This is a genomic window from Bradyrhizobium sp. AUGA SZCCT0105 (assembly GCF_018129565.1).
Classification (GTDB): domain Bacteria; phylum Pseudomonadota; class Alphaproteobacteria; order Rhizobiales; family Xanthobacteraceae; genus Bradyrhizobium.
Genome location: NZ_JAFCMK010000001.1, coordinates 1022280 through 1038660, shown reverse-complemented (window position 1 = coordinate 1038660; position 16381 = coordinate 1022280). Strand labels below are relative to the sequence as shown.

The 16381-nt window shown below is 58.3% G+C and carries 10 protein-coding genes and 1 pseudogene; 4 read left to right on the top strand and 7 right to left on the bottom strand.

From position 1 onward, the window contains the following. Positions 1-4 precede the first annotated feature (4 nt). Positions 5-2962, bottom strand: coding sequence for an FG-GAP-like repeat-containing protein (locus JQ573_RS04950; RefSeq protein WP_249131217.1), 2958 nt, complete (start codon positions 2960-2962; stop codon positions 5-7). Between the two features lie 1134 nt (positions 2963-4096). Here JQ573_RS04950 and JQ573_RS04945 point away from each other — a divergent pair. Next, positions 4097-4456 carry a hypothetical protein gene (locus tag JQ573_RS04945; RefSeq protein WP_212311461.1) on the top strand — a complete coding sequence of 120 codons (360 nt, stop codon included), beginning with the start codon at positions 4097-4099 and terminating at the stop codon, positions 4454-4456. Positions 4457-4884: 428 nt separating this feature from the next. On the opposite strand, the gene JQ573_RS04940 is transcribed toward JQ573_RS04945, so the two are convergent. From JQ573_RS04940 to JQ573_RS04920, 5 genes are all read right to left on the bottom strand, one after another. Next, positions 4885-5823, bottom strand: a complete 939-nt coding sequence (locus JQ573_RS04940) for a S1/P1 nuclease (protein ID WP_212311462.1) — start codon at positions 5821-5823, stop codon at positions 4885-4887. A 120-nt stretch (positions 5824-5943) separates the two neighbouring features. Then, positions 5944-6414, bottom strand: coding sequence for a hypothetical protein (locus tag JQ573_RS04935; protein ID WP_212311463.1), 471 nt, complete (start codon positions 6412-6414; stop codon positions 5944-5946). Positions 6415-6470: 56 nt separating this feature from the next. Next, entirely contained in the window at positions 6471-7574 is a 1104-nt protein-coding gene (locus JQ573_RS04930) for a hypothetical protein (RefSeq protein WP_212311464.1), read from the bottom strand. A 23-nt stretch (positions 7575-7597) separates the two neighbouring features. Continuing rightward, entirely contained in the window at positions 7598-10024 is a 2427-nt protein-coding gene (locus JQ573_RS04925) for a hypothetical protein (RefSeq protein ID WP_212311465.1), read from the bottom strand. A 567-nt stretch (positions 10025-10591) separates the two neighbouring features. Next, a complete protein-coding gene (locus JQ573_RS04920) occupies positions 10592-11392 on the bottom strand; it encodes a hypothetical protein (RefSeq protein ID WP_212311466.1) in 801 nt (266 codons plus the stop codon). Positions 11393-12585: 1193 nt separating this feature from the next. On the opposite strand from JQ573_RS04920, the gene JQ573_RS04915 reads away from it, so the two are divergent. The 3 genes and pseudogenes from JQ573_RS04915 to JQ573_RS04900 all read left to right on the top strand — a co-directional run bounded on the left by JQ573_RS04915 (position 12586) and on the right by JQ573_RS04900 (position 14970). Continuing rightward, positions 12586-13767 (top strand): hypothetical protein, encoded by a 1182-nt coding sequence (locus tag JQ573_RS04915; RefSeq protein ID WP_212311467.1) that lies wholly within the window; start codon positions 12586-12588, stop codon positions 13765-13767. Between the two features lie 59 nt (positions 13768-13826). Continuing rightward, positions 13827-14396, top strand: a pseudogene (locus JQ573_RS40880) (phospholipase effector Tle1 domain-containing protein); the annotation flags it as partial. A gap of 22 nt (positions 14397-14418) precedes the next feature. After that, entirely contained in the window at positions 14419-14970 is a 552-nt protein-coding gene (locus JQ573_RS04900) for a phospholipase effector Tle1 domain-containing protein (protein ID WP_212311470.1), read from the top strand. Positions 14971-15328: 358 nt separating this feature from the next. Here JQ573_RS04900 and JQ573_RS04895 read toward each other — a convergent pair whose 3' ends face one another. Continuing rightward, complete coding sequence (locus JQ573_RS04895; RefSeq protein ID WP_212311471.1) at positions 15329-15820, bottom strand: hypothetical protein; 492 nt, start codon at positions 15818-15820, stop codon at positions 15329-15331. Positions 15821-16381: the final 561 nt, after the last annotated feature.

The following is a 16381-nucleotide window of genomic DNA, read 5'->3' as shown; positions in this document are numbered from 1 at the left end:
CACGCTACGGCGCGACGCTGGTGACCGAGGCCCGAGTCAGCCGGCCGAGATACCAATTGGTGTAGTCATTGGTGTAGGTATTCGCTGTCGTCTTGCTGAAGCCGTCCGGCGTCGACACCACGACCTGTGTCGCATTGTTGTAGGCGTCGTACTGGTTCGTCGTGGTCACTGCCGGCAGTGCTGAGCCATCCAAGTCGAAGCCAGTCGAGACGTTCTGCGACAACGCCACCCGGTAGGGCGCGCTTCCGGGACTGATCGCTGTCCCACCGAGCAGGTTGCTGAATTGATAGGTGTTGATCGACTGGCCCAGCGTCTGCGTGCCGATGGTCCGTGTCGCTGACGATACCAGGCCAATATACGGGAAGTCCTGCCGGTACGTCGTCGAGTCGGAGATGTTGGTCTGAAGATCCTTTACCGTCATCTGCCGGAACCCAAGGAAACCTCTTCCGCTCAAATCGAGCTTTGCCCCAGCATACCGATACGTCGAGCTATACGTTCCCCCGACGCCATTCGAAACGCCGACCTGCGACACCACATTCATCGCGGATTGCCAGTCCACCTGCGGATAAACCGCGGTCGTATCCTTGCTGTAGACACTGCCGTTCGACAGCGGCAAGTATGAGATCGCCGTCTTTGCGCCAAGGCCAGTCGTTATTGTGCCAACCAAATCCGGCGAGACACCATCACTTAACCACATGCTCCGCTTGCCCTGCGAAGGGACGTTGGATTGATTGGGCGTTGCCCCCCCCATTGCGGCCCATTGGGCCTGATTGGCGTTAGGCAGCGTACTGACGTTAGATAGCGTGCCCGGATCGACCAGATTCCAAAATACATCCGCCTTGCCATCGCCGTTGAAATCAGCGAGCGTCGGGAACCATCCGTTGTAGTAGCTATCGAACCCGCCAACGTTGAAGTTTATCGAAAAGGTGCCGTCGCCGTTGCTGAGCCACAGAATCCGCTGGCCCAGAGACCGGCCATCCGCAGACTCATTGTCCCACAAAATGTCGGCCTTGCCGTCACCATTGAAGTCTGCAAACAGGCAACGCCATCCGACATAATAGCCATCGACCCCTGCAACGTTCGAGATGTTCGCAAACGTCCCGTCCCCCTTGCTGAGCCACAACACGCGCTTCCCCGACGAACGGCCATCATTGTAGCCATCTTGGTAGTCCCACAGGATGTCGGTCTTTCCATCGCCATTGAAATCAGCGAACAAAGCTCGCCACCCAATGTAGTAGCCGTCTGCGCCGGCAAAGTTATTGGTCTGAGCGAACGAACTGTTCCCGCTGTTGATCCAAAGAATCCTGGTGCCGGACGATCGACCATCCGCATAGTTGCTGTAGTCCCAGACAATGTCCGTCTTTCCATCACCATTGATATCTGCGAACTGTGCACGCCACCCAATGAAGTAGCCGTCCGCCCCCGCAACATTGCCGATGGTGGAGAACGTTCCGTCACCATTGCTGATCCAAGCATTCCGATTGCCCGACGAACGGCCGTCTGAATAACCGGCCTGATTGTCCCACCAGATGTCGGTCTTTCCATCTCCGTTCAGATCGACGAGGTAAGCGCGCCAGCCGATATAATAGCCGTCTACGCCGGCAACGTTGCCAATTATGTTGAATGTGCCGTCACCATTGCTGATCCAAAGTATGCGATGGCCAGATGACCTGCCGTCCGAATAGCCGCTCGCGTCATCCCATAGAATGTCGCTCTTTCCGTCACCATTGAAGTCGCCGAACAAGGCATGCCACCCCCTGTAGTAACCATCAGCTCCAGCGACATTCGAGGTTGCCGTAAACGTGCCATCGCCGTTGCTCATCCAGATGATGCGATTGCCAGTCGACCGACCGTCCGTGTTGGGATACTGATTATCCCAGAAGATGTCAGTCTTTCCGTCCCCGTTAAAATCAGCGAAAGTCGCCGTCCAACCGATATAGGTGCCATCGGCGTTCTCAAGGTTCAACAAATTCTGAGTTGGCGCCGATGCGCCGTTCTGTGCCGCGAAGACAGTTGAGGGAAGGCAGTTGCCACTCCCATCACACACTGTCACACTCGTTAGCCGGCCGGACTGAGTGGATGGGCTTCGGTCGTAAGCAAGTTGATAGTCTGTCGTGAGGTTAGCTCCGGCATAGGTTTTGACGTCGCTCAGGCGGACGGTGGTCTGAGACAGCGATCCGGCCTGATAGCGCGGAGCGATATCTGGCTTAGCTGCATAAACGAACTGCACGGAATTGTAGGCGCCTACAGACGCCGTTACGTTGCCAGTATAATCGATCCTGCTCGGATAATATTGGCCATTAATCGCGTCGTTGATGTAGGTAACCGCGAAATAGTTGGTCTTGACGTCACTCACCTTGTTGACCGCCCACAATCGCGCGGTGGTCTTTCCCTGAGCCAGAATAAGCGAATCGGCCGTACGTCCGAACTCCATCACTTGGCCGGACTTCGTGTGCACTTCGAACCAGGCCGGCCCGCTGCCAGCGGTACCGTGGGAAATGACCTTCGAGAACGCGTCAATCTCGGTGCGATACTCGGTGCCATCGGCTCCATAAACGCCGTTGAAAGCGACGAGCCGCTGCCCATCCAGGCAAAAGCGATCGTTAGCATCATAATTTACGCTACCGACCACACCATCCTGCGCCAACGTTCGCGAACAGCGCGCGATCGACGGCAAGCCGGCGAGGGTCCACCCCATTCCCAGCAGACCGTCGCCATCCTGACTGCTGTATTGGAGAGACAGAGTCGGAGCCATGCCGGCCGTTCCTGGCGGCACCGCGATAGGAATACTGTAGGTGCCGGCCCCACTCTGACCAACTGTGAACTGGCCCTGAAGCGCCATCGTGCCAGCAGAGGCGCCAGTTGGAAGCAGAGCTAGATGAAAAGCAGATAGAGCAAAAACCGCCTTGGACACGTACGCAAACACGCGTTGGCGACGGCCAACGATGCGATCCACCTGCATCCCCCAATTCCCCTTCCAATCGGCGCAAAACTCAGCAACAGAATACAACCTCTAGATACAAAACCTGTGCGAGCCGTCAACCAGATCGACAACTTTTCCAAAACTAACTTTCTTTTTGCGACATAGGCGCGCCGGAACGGCGCTGAGAGCACATCGGTTTTGTCGCACGACCGCTCTCCAAACATTCGCTCTCACCGGGATTAGAACGTCTAACCGGTCAGACCAGCAGCAAGTAAGCCGCGGCAGCGGTGCTGCGAGCTGAGGAGCCTGAGTGGAAGCCATCCGCAAAGCAGCGCGGCACCCGTCTGGTATTCGGTCGTCGATGGCGTTCGAAATCCTAGCTGGCTTTGGACCGCTTGCGCGTCACGCGACCGGACGACAACGAACGAATCATGCGCAGCGTGCGCCACCCCGGAAGCTTCCACTCGTTGCAAAGCTTCCAGTGGTGTTACGCCGGTGCGGAGTACCGTTCTTGCGCCCGAAAACAGCGGTCACGGCAGCAAAGAAGATTCCCGTTCTATGAGCCCGAGGCCGGCGCCTTCGAATGGCTCACCGCGATACCTGCCCCCAGCACGCCCGCGAGGAAATCGCGCGCGACCTCTGGATGGAACTAGCTTCGCACACGCTCCGTCCCGATGATGCACCGGGCCGGGCGAAATAGCTCTGCCGGAAACACAGCCGCGACTACCCAACGATTGCGCGCGGTCGGGATAGACGTACCGTTGTCACTCGACGATCCGACCTACCTGGAAGGTATGATGCCCCGAGGTGAGACTGTGTCGGAGCGCTTGCAAGAGCGAAGGTAGCGAGCACGACACCAGGCGGCAGCGGCGCCGCCTAGTGCCTCACCGCTACTCACAACCCTCATGCCTATTTCACTATACATCAATCTTAGATTGTCACACGTTTGGCGAAGTTCGTATGTCAAGTGTCGCCGTGGCGCAATCGCCCACAAGCGAATTAACCTAGGGAACCACCTCAATGCCATGGCAGACCGCGACTAATGTCCTGATACCTTCACTGTCCCCCGTCGAATTCCCCGCTGTCTTTCTCAATACTGCTACTGGCGTTTTCCAACTATGCGGCCAACCCGCAGGTGCGATCCCAACCCCGAACGCATGGCACGACCTAGACTTGAAAAGCATCGGAGTGCCAGCGACGGCGCTTGCGGTCGATATTCGGGGTTTCTTGATCATCACCAGCGGGACAGGAACAAGCATCGCCGACCTTGCGGTGGCATTCCGGTCACCCGCATCTGGCGCTTCCGCATACACACCGGGCAGTTATGTTAACCAGACAATCTCGGTATTACCTTCGGGCGGGTCGCGCACGAATGGCACCGCGATCGCTCCCTGCGTCAATGGAGTAACGCAGTGGGCGTGGCTCCGCGGTGATAATGGCAAGGGCGAATGGCCGGATCAGCCCATTCCTCCCTATCCGACCGGTGCATCCTACGGGCTCAATCTGAGTGTGGCGCAGATATTCATGCTGTAGACTGGCGTGGAGGAAGTTTCCAACCCGATCTTTACAAACTTGCGCCAAGTCTGAGGAAGCCATGGGCGAGTGGCGGAGGCGAGCCAACAAGCGCTGGTAGCCCCTGTCACTCGACATGCCGACCTACCTAGACTGGCACAAGACTCCGCGGCTTGACCGTGCCGGACGGATTGCCGAGCTAGCCCATTCGCGCTGCGCTGGACGGCGGTCTCCGCTGTCTGGCGTTCGCAGTACTTACTTATTGTACTGCTTCAGTGGAGACGTACCAAAGACGACCGCCGCAGCTTCCCAAGAGCTGGCAAGCGACTGCTCATTATAGTATGATCGGCCAAGAGCCTGAACGTCGAGCCTCAACCTCACCAAAAATAGCGCAAGCGAAGCTGAGAGTTATGCCGGCCAGCTGCCGCAACGGCGCGTCGCCTCGATGTCTATTTTAGCGTCTGGTTAAGCAGATTGGCCAATCTCGCCGCTGCGAGTGCCGCTTGGCTTCGTGCCACGTTTCGCGCGTTACTTTCATAGTCCCTGGTAAGCTGAACCGGGGTCGCATCGTTCGGGATCGGCGATGCATAGGCGTTCTGCTTGGCAAGCTCGAAGCTTTCCTGCGCCCAAACGGCAGGATCAAGAATTTGCGCCTTGGCCGTGTCCGGCGTGACATTCTTCAGGCCATTGAACTTGTCGTCAGCATCAGCAATCGCTCCGAACACCGACGAATAGCCACCGAACAAGCTGTCCCAGTAGGCATGGAGCAGGACAGTTTCGCCGGTTGCCGGCATGACCTTCTCCGCATTGCCGCCGCGATCGCCGCCATTGTCGGGTAGCTGCGCCGTGTACCGGGCGATCGCATGCAGCGGTTGATGCAAGTCACCCACGAGATGAAGTGTCCAGACAAGGCTATAGGAACGCATGGGGTCCGATGCACTCGCCGATGATGGTAGCTTGGCGAGCAGTGCCTTGAGCTGCGTGACGGCGTCCACCGGATCCGGCGGTGGAAGCAACGTGCCATCTGGCGTATACAGGGTATCTTTGAAGTGCCAATAGGCATGCTTGAGATGGCCGTAGGGCACGATCTGCTTGGCGGTCGAATCTTTGACCTGATCGTCGTAGTAATCTTCCTTGGTCTTGATGTCGTCGGCCCAGGTCGCTGCGTGCACGAAGGCATATAGCTTCTCGGCTCCTGCCGGAGCGCCGGCGATCCAGTTCGCGTAGTCGGGATTGATCCTCAGGAGCGCATCTGCGTGCTCTTTAACCACCGGGTCGAGTTGCTTGTAGGCTAGATAGGCGATTTGCATATGCCCTTCGTCCCACCAAGCCACGGCGGGAGAAAGCGAGAACCACGTGAAGGCGGCAGCTGCGGCAATCGTGCGCATTGATATCCTCCTGACGATGCGGCCGGTCACGCCGCGTAAAATGCTACATCCGGGGCGGCGGTTCGAAGGTTGCTCCCGGCGTCACCCGTGCCGCTAGGAATGGGGCTGCCGAGCCCCCGTTCAAAACGGCTCGATGACCTTGTGGACGGACGGTTGCCCGCCCGAGAACGTTACATCGAGGATCAGATTGAAGACGGTGCGATCCCATGGATCAGGATAAGTGGTGTCAGCGAGCCCAAGCGTGTGCATCATTGATGGAATGTTGCCGTGATGCCAGCACACCGCGGTGATCACGCCCTCAAAGCAGTCTTTCCTTAGAAGATGATGCGCAAGTGCGCCATAGTCCTGATCGGCGAAGGAATCATCGATCGAAATCTTCGTAGCGAAGGATAGCGGATCGAGCGTCTCTATTGGTCTGTAACTGTGTTTGGACCTGGCGGTCGCAAACAGATAGGACGGTGTTGCAAAGCTATGCGGTATGTAGGTAGCAAGCTGTTGAGCTCTTCTCTGTCCGGCGGGAGACAGATGAGGATCATCCGGGTCTTCGGATTTCTCTGCGTGACGCATGATGAGCAATCGACCTGCTTGCATAGAAGCCTCCGCGCAGATGTCGCCTGAGAATGGCGTGTTGCCCCAACGCCCGGACTTTAGCGCCGGTTCATTCGCAGCGTACTGATCTTCAATGGCTCGGCCGCGAGCGCGAAGCTGAGATTGCGTTGCGATGTGTCCTCATGGCTGCGCAGAGCATGGATGACGGCGGCATGGTCGGTCGTGAACAGGAGCTTTTCCTTGAGGCAGGCGTCAACATCGACCTTTGGTCTTTTGGGCGATGTGAGGCCATAGGTGAGGATATGACGGATCATCGGTTCAACCTGAATACCTGGCCTGGTGGCTCCAGTGGGGCCGATATCGGCGTCCGTGCGCCAAAAGTCATCGCCATCGAAGAAGACCATAGGCGTCACGTCTTCCAGTTTTTGAGCATAGAAGTTGCGTTCGACGTCCTGGAAGATTTCGCGCATCGTCCCGCCGCCGCCACGGCCATAGATGATACCTGCTCGTGAATTGAGAATGAGGGCTTCCTCACGCAAGCTGTTCTGAAAATACTTGGCGTAATGGGTGGCGAAGGGCATGGTCGGCTCGGCGCCGTAGAGCCAGGTCGGAATGGCGAGACTCACCGGAAGAATGGGCGGCGCCTTGGCACGCGCGTCAATCGCGGCCTTCAGCCAATCGCGGGCCTGAGCGATGGCTGCGAGCCTATCACTCTTGATCGTCCAATCATCTTCAAAGAGATCATCAAGGGATGGCGCATTGGGCGCCTTGCTTATGACGCCGATCGCTTCGTCAAGCAGGCCGTCAGGACTAGAGGAAAAGGCGACGCCAAGATGCGCCGCTTCCATCACACCCGGCCCGCCACCAGTGACGAGAAGAAAACATTCCCGCGCGAGGTCTCGGGCGAGATGAGCAATCGCCCTATACGCGGCATTGTCGCGCGGCAGGCTGTGACCGCCCATGACGCCGACAAGCGGGCGTTGAACGGTCTTCAGAAAGATCCGCAAGGCATCTGCCATAGCCGCGTCGTGCTCGGCCTGCGCGGCACGAATGGCGAGCGATGCCGGCAGCGGTCCGCCATTTGCAACGAACTCACGATAGATCGCAAAATCTTGCGAGAGCGTGTACCCCATGGGATCCCAGGGGTTGAAGCCACCGAGCAGATCGTTCGACGTGTAGAGCCGGCGGGGAATGACCGTCATGGCTGGTTTCCTGGACGAGCAATTTACGTTTTGGGTGGTTCAAACTTGCCGCTCTTGACCATGTCATCGAGGCTCAGACTCGGCACGAATTTGTGGTCGTTGCGGTAGACGGGCTGCAGCTCGTCTTCAGTATATTCCCTGATCTTGGCCTTCGCGGTCTTCGTGAGCGAGGCACCGCCGCCCTGTGCCCAGGCTGAACTCCAGAGTGCAGCAAGGACTTGCACGCTATCTGCTAACGATTTGACGGTGGCCTTCTGGATCGTACGGTTGTTCCAGAGAGCGGCGGCGCGCTTCGATGGGGGTTGGCTGGGATCATCGGCTTCGATGATCGTCATGGGTTCAAGGCGCTTTTGCGCGTCGGCCATCAGGGTGATGACGGCCTTGGCTGCACCGTGCCCCGATTTATCAACCTTGAGAGCGCTTCGTCCACTCAGTTCATTGTCTATCGCCGCGAGCGCGCTCGCGGTATCGACCTCCAGCATGTTTTCTTCGTAGATGCCGTGGATCTTTGCCTCGGGCGTGGCCTTAAATGCTTTGAACTCCTCACTGTCGCGAGGAACGGGATAGTTGCGGCCACCAACCTTGCGCATCGGCGGAACACCGTGATGCAGATAGGAGCAGTGGAGAGGCTGCGAGGCGTCGCCGACATAGTGCGCCATGACGCCAGCGGCGGCGACGAAGCGCAGAACGTCCTTGGCCTGCAGATACGCGACCATCGCGTCCCATATCTGCCAGACGCGGAACGGCAACGCACCTTCCTCGGGACCGACGCCGGCATTGGCGAAGCCGTCGAAATAATCCTTCCAAACACTGGCCGCGATATTATCCGGATCATCGACGCAGCGTTTGAGCATCGAGGGGCCGCCATTGATGTCTTGAATATCGATATCGGCGAAATGCTGAATGGATTCAGCCTGCCGCCAACTGTGGACCCAGACGTAATCGGGCACATCCGCGAGCGGCACGAACCCCTCGCGGCCGACACGAAATTCCTTACCCTGCGCGATGGTCTCGTCGGGAAAACCTATACGTGCCTGATTGAGCTTCATCAGCTTCCCGAGATCTCCGGACAGCTCATCGCAGGCCTTCCAGCCGATGGAGAAGTGGCCAACCTTACCCCAATACTCGTCGTGGCCGAGGCTCCAGTTGCGCACGACTTCAGCATCGAGCGAGCGGCAGATTGTGGAGAGGAACGATCCCAGTGCATAGGCGCTTCGTTTTCCGTCGTTGGAGCGAACCCGCTGTCCCCCCCATTGCATGGCGATCGGCCGCAAGCGGCGCGCATGAAGGCCCGCCTCGGCGAGTTCGGGGTCCGCACCAAGATCCTCGTTACCGTCCGCGGCCCGCGGCTTGGAGGGCGGGTCGTAGAACCACAGCGTTCCGGAGTCTCCGGGGCGAGTCAGGGGGTGCTCTATCTTCGGGTTCTTGATCTTGGCGTTGTCGTCGTTGCGGCGCGGACCGATGAGCATGTCGGTCACATGTTCTTGGCCGCCAACCACCTCATAGCGGAAGAACAGCGCTCTCACCTCGCCTTCGATGACGCCGCTGGCGCCGCCAAAGGCGCGCACCGGGCAGCCGATCAAATCGAGCGTGACGGAATGCTCGGTGGCATCGAACATCTCGCCGATCTCGCCGATACCGAAGGCCTGGGAGGTCCAATCATTGATGTCGGTGATCTTGACGAGCCCCGCATCGAGGGTCAGCAGTGCGCTCTGTTGGCCCCACAGGGGAAACGCGGCGGCCATCGGCTGGCGGTCGACAGCAATGTTCGAGGTTGTCCCGACGGGCTCGTATGCACCGCGAATATAGGCTTTGACAACTTCCTCGTCGCCGCCGGCGACATGGCGATTGGTCAGCGCGTAGTAGGAGCCTCCCTTGCGCACAAGGCATGCGAAGGTGCCGAGCGCCTGCTCGCCCTGGTGCTCGCGGAGACAGGCATAACCGCCGCCCAAGAGATGGCTTGCGTGAAAGGGCCCGTCGCTAGGCAGCGGTAATTCTTCATCAGGTGGCGCCGCTATAACGCACGTGGGGACGACGCGGCCGTCAGGCAGATACAGAGTGCTCGGAACGATGTCACTGCCAAGCCGGTGGGGCTGCTCCCACTGCCTCACAAACACCAGAACGGCCGGCCACGACCAAGGCCGAATGACGGAGTTTGCGAGGGTGCGCGGCGCCGTGACGCGGGCGACGTTTTTTGGCCGCGGCCGGTCTGGTGGATTCTGCGCGTACCAGTCGTCCTGGTGGATGCAGTAGCGGCCGATTGCGGTCGCGATGACGTTGTCGAGTTGCGACAGGTAGACGTGGTAGGCTTCGCGGGCATCCAGCAGGTCCTTGAGCGAAAGCGACGTGTAATCCCGGCGCGGCGGGAAGATGCTCTTGTTGCCCATCGGGCGGCGGGTTTGGATCGCCATCACATCCTTGGGCGGCCGCGCCGCCGGCTTCCTGCTCATATGATTTCGCTCCGTGAGGCCATGCGGTGGCGAAGGGTCGCAATAAGGCTCTTCAGCCGGGACCGCGAGAAATGAAGATTTGAATTACCAACGTTCTGCGTCCCGGAAGCCGCCGCCAAAACGACAGCAACGTCCCGGAGCCGAGGATAACTAATGAAAAGGTCGCCTGACCTGATGTCTTTCGGGCGCCCTACTGTACAATCATAAATTGATCTTCTGCAAGCCAGGTTGTGCGAGTAGCCGCGGAAATTATGGTCGGGGGCGGGGCGCTCGATCGACCCGGAATGGTCCGTAGGACTGATAACGGGACAGCACGCCAAGCGGCCGAATACCAGCCCCGCTTCTCCTGCGAGCGCGCGCAGAAGGAGGGCCTTGGATTTCTCGCTTAGGCTGGATGGATTTGTACTGAACCTCTAAACTGTGACATTGGCCTTCGATTGGGCCCGCTCGAATCTGTTTTGCCGAGCCAATACTGCCGATCGAATCTATCGAAAAAAGCCGGTCTTGGAATTCAGTGTCATCCAGAGCCTTGATTGTCCGACGAGAATCCGCCCGAAACCAAACCAACTAACGCAACTGTCCGTTAGATACATTCAACCAGACTTCAAACGACCCCTCCGGTGGCTTTATTGGAAGCCCAGAAAGATTCACGAGAGGTATCGAAGCATCTTGCACACCGAGCTGTCCGAGAGCTTCGGCCGTGACGCCAGCAATCTCCTTCGCGGTGGCCTCATCTCCGTTGTAGAAAAGACGTAGGCTTGAATTCCCGACGAAGGGGCGTCCCCCCTCAACGGTCACAGCGTATTTTCCTCCCTCGGACATCCTCGCACTGAGTTTTGCAGGGAAATCTGCGGGCACGCTGCCACCAAGCCGGACAGTTACATGTGGCGCGTTCAGTCTTGCGAGAATCTCGGACTTGTTTCCCTGCCCCTCCAGTCCGGAAATCGTCTTGCGTAGCGTTTCCATCCGGTTGTTGATTCCGTCCATCGCGGACTCCGCAGCCGACCTGAAGGTAGCGAGCTCATCTTCCAGCTTCCTTTCGTCATCCCGTACGGATTCGGCCCTCTCTTTTGAGTCCTTGACAGTGGCATCTACCGTCGCGACTTTATTCTGAAGTCCTTCGACCTGTCCGGAGAGCTGCTTAGCCATTACTTCGTACATTGCAGCCGCCTTGCGCGCGGGCTCCAACATCTTGGATACTTCCGACTCCACGGCGCTCTTGATCAGCGCGATGCCTCCAAACCAGGAAGCGATCGCAAACACCAGCGCCGCCCAGAAATACCGTGACTTGATCTGTTTATCGACGCCGTCTGCAACCTTCTCCGAAATCCTGCGCCAAATTAGTTCCTCGCGCTCTTCGTCGGTCATGATGCCTCCCGGATTATGCGAGAGCAGGTACATCGCCTTTCCAACGGATCAGCATACTCACCCTCAGCCATATTCGACGCAAGTTTGAACGCTCCGCGCGTAAAATTCAATGTGTGCCGGAAGAAGGCGAGGACGAAGCAACGGAGTAATTTGGATGGACAGTGAATTTGAAGAACGTACGGAGCGCGGATTTGGCTCCCTTCTCTCATTCAATCTCGCTTCGGCAACCCTGGCATTATGACCTGCAATTCGATTGCCGATGCTGCGAGGGTAAGTGCACTTCGCGCTCAGGAGTGTTTTTTGGCTCCGCTTCAGACAGGACTTAGTCGCTGTGGGAGCGAGCCACCCTATCTGCGTGACGCCACTGGCCACCCAAAACGGTCCGGTTGCCGGTTCGAGTCCTGCCGGGCCCACCAAGAAGATCAATATCTTACTGGGTTCTCATTGGCCCTCGCGCGACGACGGCACCAGATACATGCACTTTTTGTTCGTAAACACGAGGCTGAGCCCGCAAACGGCAAAGGCGACCCGCCGGTTCCGGATCGGCCACCGTCCGACGTCGTCGATCAGAGCAGGAACGGAAATCGTCCGCATCCGACGCAGAATCCGCCAAAATGCTCGAGCCACTTATCGAGGGGCGACGTGCTCGACCTTTATGCAGATCGGGCCCGGCTCTGTCGCTGCCATCGACCAGGGGCGACTACTTGGGCATCGAGAGCACTGCCGCTTCCGAACCGCCCAGCTTCGGCTGCACTCGAGAGTCCGGAGGCGCCGATAGCCCCCGGTCAAGACGCACAGCGCCGGACATCTGGCCTCGCCCTGTGTCGAGGTGTACGGGCGGCACCCGAACGCAGCCGTCACCGGCGTCGATCGGCCCAGGCAGCGATTAGGTGTGGGTTGTACTGGGCTTGTGCTGCAATCTCCCTTGCGATTGTTGAAAAGGCCGCTTAAGGTCCAAATTATTTTCGGGCATCAATTATGTTGCGCTTCATTTTCATATTCCTGGCCACATTGATCGGCGGTGCAGCCATGGCGGGCACGGACTCACCTTCTGGACCAACGACCAAACAGGGCGACTCGGGTTCAAAGCCGCAGAAGGCTGCCCCTCCCAAACAGCAATCCAGGGCCACGCCGTTGCCTGGAAAGCCAGGCTCATCGACGACCACACGAGTGCCCCTGAAGGACGAGTAGCAATGTCGATCCGTCGGTCTCGCGCAGTACTTTGCCTGTGCGCAGCGCTGTTGGCTGCCTCGTGCGCAGCCGTCGATCAGTTTGGCTCTCGAATCGACGATGCCAACAAGAACTCCCAAGGTGCACTGAACACGGAAACCTTGCTGAACATTCTGCGTGCCAGTCGCATGCAGCCCCTCAATTTCGTTGCCATCACTCAGATAACTGGTGGTCAATCCGAGTCCCTGAATACCGGACTGCCGACTGTCACCATTGGTCCAGCACAAACCGTCGCCCAGCATCAGTTCCAGGTGTCAAATTCAGTGACGAGCGGCGTCAGCAGCGGCTTCCAGTCCAATCCCTTGGTGTCGACGGCCTTTCAGACGGCAATGCTCTCGCCGATCACGCCTCGCGAAGCTGCACTACTGTTGGCCGCCCATCCTCGCGAACCCGTGTTCAACGCTATCCTCCGCCAAATCACGTTCCGTCAGACGGCATCCGGGCGCGTGTACACGTTCACCGGCGATACGATTAATGACACCGCTGACGATTGTCAGATGCAGTACGATCAGGCATCTCCTGAGAAACTCATTAACCTCGCCAAACCCTGCAATTACACGCTTTTCGTCAACTACCTCGCCGTGTTCGTACTAGCCGGACTGTCGGTGGAGCTGCTCCCCGCACCTTCGTCAAAGGCTGGCAAATCGGGGGGCGGTGGGTCCGGAGACACCGGTTCAGACAAGAGCGCTCAATCGCCTGTGGGGCATATTTGCTTTAATCCGAACCAGGCATCGGAGAACGTCCCCGAGCCAAAGTGCGGCTCCCTGAAGGTCGGCAAGGGGCAGCAATCCCCTCTCGTATCCCTCCCGGGATTTGGCGACGTCGAGGTTGAGTTCGGGTTCCGGTCGCCTATCGGCGCATTTAACCACTTCGGCGACCTCCTCCGTCAGCCGAAATACAACATTGCCAACTATCATACCAAGGAATCGACGCTCGTCATTCAATCGGGTGAGCCCTATCTGAACATTACGAATGGCGCCGGCAGAGACTGCTTCTCGGGAGTCGCCTATGGCGGCGGTTTCTATTGCGTGCCTGCAGACTCGGCACACACAGCGATGCTGTTTGATATCCTGATTCAGCTTCGCAACATGAGCATCCAGACGACCGATCTCAATTCAGCCTTTACGGTCAGGCTCACGAACTGAAATCGCCGGCGCATCTCAAGCTGTGTCTTCATCCTGACCTAAGACAATGAGATGCGGTGATGAAGCGCATTATCGTCTGCTGTGATGGCACCTGGAACGCGGACGACGCCCAGACCGACGACACGAACGTCGCGCTTCTCGCACGATCAATCCACGGCTCCCAGCAAACCGGTGGCACGTTGCAGATCGTCCTCGATTTACGGGGCGTAGGAACGACAGGCTTAAAGCTTGAGAGCTGGATCGAAGAGGCCACCGGCGTCGGCGTCGATGACAATATTCGCTCTGCTTATCAATTCATCGCGCAGAACTATCTGCCCAACGACGAGATCTATCCTTTCCGGTTCTCGCACGGCGCGTTTCACCGCCCGTAGTCTTGCGGGCCTGATCACAGCTTGCGGAATTCTATTTCGCCAGTGGCTCGGCACTCTGCCCGATGCCTGGAAATACTACCGCAGCCCTAAGCCTCATTCGCCCAAGGCCTTTGCTGAAGCGTACAAGGCGAAACGCCACCTGGAGCCCAGCATTACGTTCCTCGGAGTCTGGGACACGTGGGAAGCCTTGGCATACCGGGCAGCCTTCTGGCGGCCAGCAACAAGGAGAAGTTCGCGTTCCACGATACAACCCCGTCACCGTTCGTGAAGCACGCGGCGCATGCTCTCGCCATCGATAAACACCGGCACGACAGGCCCCACGTTCTGGACCGGCGACCTCCCCGCAGGTGCCACGATTCAGCAGGTCTGGTTTGCCGGTGCTCACTCCAACGTCGGCGGCGGCTACAACACCCGTACCCGTGCCGACATCCCGCTGGTTTGGATAGCAAAACAGGCCGAAGGAGTCGGTCTTGTCTTGGACTGGACTTGCCTTCCCGATCCCACCATGCTCAAGCCGACAGCGCCCTCACATGACCCCTTTTTGGGCCTGTTCGCGTTGGACCGTTACCATCCGACTATCCGGGATATCGGAATGAAGAAGTGCCCGGTCAAGTTCAATGAAAGCCTTTACTGCACCCTCGATGAAAACGGCAAACCGACTACCACCATCAATGAGAGCGTCCACCGCAGTGTTCTGCCCCGCCACTCAGGCTCCGCGCAGATCTGCTCCGACGACGCCAAAGGAGTTGGCGGCTTGGGGCCGTATAAGCCGGAAAACCTAGTGCCCTTATTCAATGGCGGCACGTTCACCGGTCTGCCAATTGTCGAGTGAAGCTTCGCCAGGAACCTCACCGCGGAGGCGCGTGGCCGGGGCGTCACCGAACCATGGCGAGATACACGATAGACGACGCTCGGCGTCCTCCGACCCGACGATGATAGCGCATTGTGTGGGTTTATGGTGCGCTCGGAGCGGCGGTCTCATTTGCCGCGATTTCAATGGGTTACCTGGATCATTCCTGGGCTAAGGTGGTTTTCGACCTCAAAAGTGCCTTTGGAGATAAGATGCATTGAGGTCATCCCGAAACTCACCTCCCGCACTCGAGCTGAGCTCAACCCTGCATTCGACCGACGGTAGCGGGCACCGTCGGCTGGCCGTCCCGGCAAATCTCGTTCCTCACGCGAGCAAGCAGTCAGTTCCTACCTAAGTTAGAGTTGGCGACCACAGGCGTTCCGCCAAACCCGAACCGTTCATAGCCGAAAGCGACCGGGCTCTGCACTCGCTTCGAAGCGTTCGATTTGCTCTGCATAAGTGAGGTCAAATCGACGTCGTCTATTCCCTTGAGCAGGCAATCCTTACGAAATGAATCGATATCAGAAAGCCAGCCCCTTCCGGCAAGGCGTAGTGCGGCAGCTTCGGCCATCGCAGCCTTCTTGACGCCAGCGACAGCAGTCGCCAAACCATTCTTGAAATCGACGTGCGTGGCAAACACGGGGTTGGCTTCTGCAAGAGCATGCCCGGCGCCGTCCACCCCTTCAAACGCATTCTTGAACGCCGCAAGCCAAAGCCCGACGACCATTTTTTCCCCTGCAAGCACCACAACCTTTTCAACATCATCCTTGGTGAGCTTAATCTCAAACTCGACCGCGAAGGACAGCGCAGAACTTTCTACAGCCTGCGACATAGCTACATTTGCTTCCGGTTGCTGGAAGGTCCGGACGCAAGAACTGCCGGACCAGCGTGCAGATGATTGAGGATTTCTACGCCTCGCATATCAAGAGCATGGTCGACGCCGCGGTTGTCAACGTGCGGCGGCCAAAGCCAAAGAAACCCGCAAAGAGCAAAAAACACTGCAATCACCGGAGAATCCGCTATAGCAATTCTTCGTTGGCCTAAGGGCATCCGCCCGCTAGGATGACGTCACGCGGGCGTGGCAGAATTGGTAGACGCAAGGGACTTAAGCATTTTGAGTGCCCCCGGGGAAACCCGCGGTGCAGAGCTGCCCAAACTCGGGGAACCCGGTAACAGGCAATCCCCAGCCAAGCGCGCCGTTCGAAGGAACGGCGTGAAGGTGTAGAAACCAGACCAGCAGCACCTAAAGCGCGAACGCGCTACGGTGAAGGTAGTCCAGACCACAAACGAGCCGACAGCGCGAACGCGCCAAGGCGAGGCGGCGAAAGCCGTAGTGGTACGAAAATCCCTCGGCTCGAAAGAGCTGGGCCGGTTCGGCCCGGGCCGCCCGCAC

Bases quoted from the DNA above. Each gene is read 5' to 3' on its own strand.
- JQ573_RS04930 (WP_212311464.1), bottom strand. From the start codon at position 7,574: ATGACGGTCATTCCCCGCCGGCTCTACACGTCGAACGATCTGCTCGGT.
- JQ573_RS04950 (WP_249131217.1), bottom strand. From the start codon at position 2,962: ATGCAGGTGGATCGCATCGTTGGCCGTCGCCAACGCGTGTTTGCGTAC.
- JQ573_RS04915 (WP_212311467.1), top strand. From the start codon at position 12,586: ATGTCGATCCGTCGGTCTCGCGCAGTACTTTGCCTGTGCGCAGCGCTG.
- JQ573_RS04940 (WP_212311462.1), bottom strand. From the start codon at position 5,823: ATGCGCACGATTGCCGCAGCTGCCGCCTTCACGTGGTTCTCGCTTTCT.
- JQ573_RS04925 (WP_212311465.1), bottom strand. From the start codon at position 10,024: ATGAGCAGGAAGCCGGCGGCGCGGCCGCCCAAGGATGTGATGGCGATC.
- JQ573_RS04920 (WP_212311466.1), bottom strand. From the start codon at position 11,392: ATGACCGACGAAGAGCGCGAGGAACTAATTTGGCGCAGGATTTCGGAG.
- JQ573_RS04935 (WP_212311463.1), bottom strand. From the start codon at position 6,414: ATGCAAGCAGGTCGATTGCTCATCATGCGTCACGCAGAGAAATCCGAA.
- JQ573_RS04900 (WP_212311470.1), top strand. From the start codon at position 14,419: ATGCTCTCGCCATCGATAAACACCGGCACGACAGGCCCCACGTTCTGG.
- JQ573_RS04895 (WP_212311471.1), bottom strand. From the start codon at position 15,820: ATGTCGCAGGCTGTAGAAAGTTCTGCGCTGTCCTTCGCGGTCGAGTTT.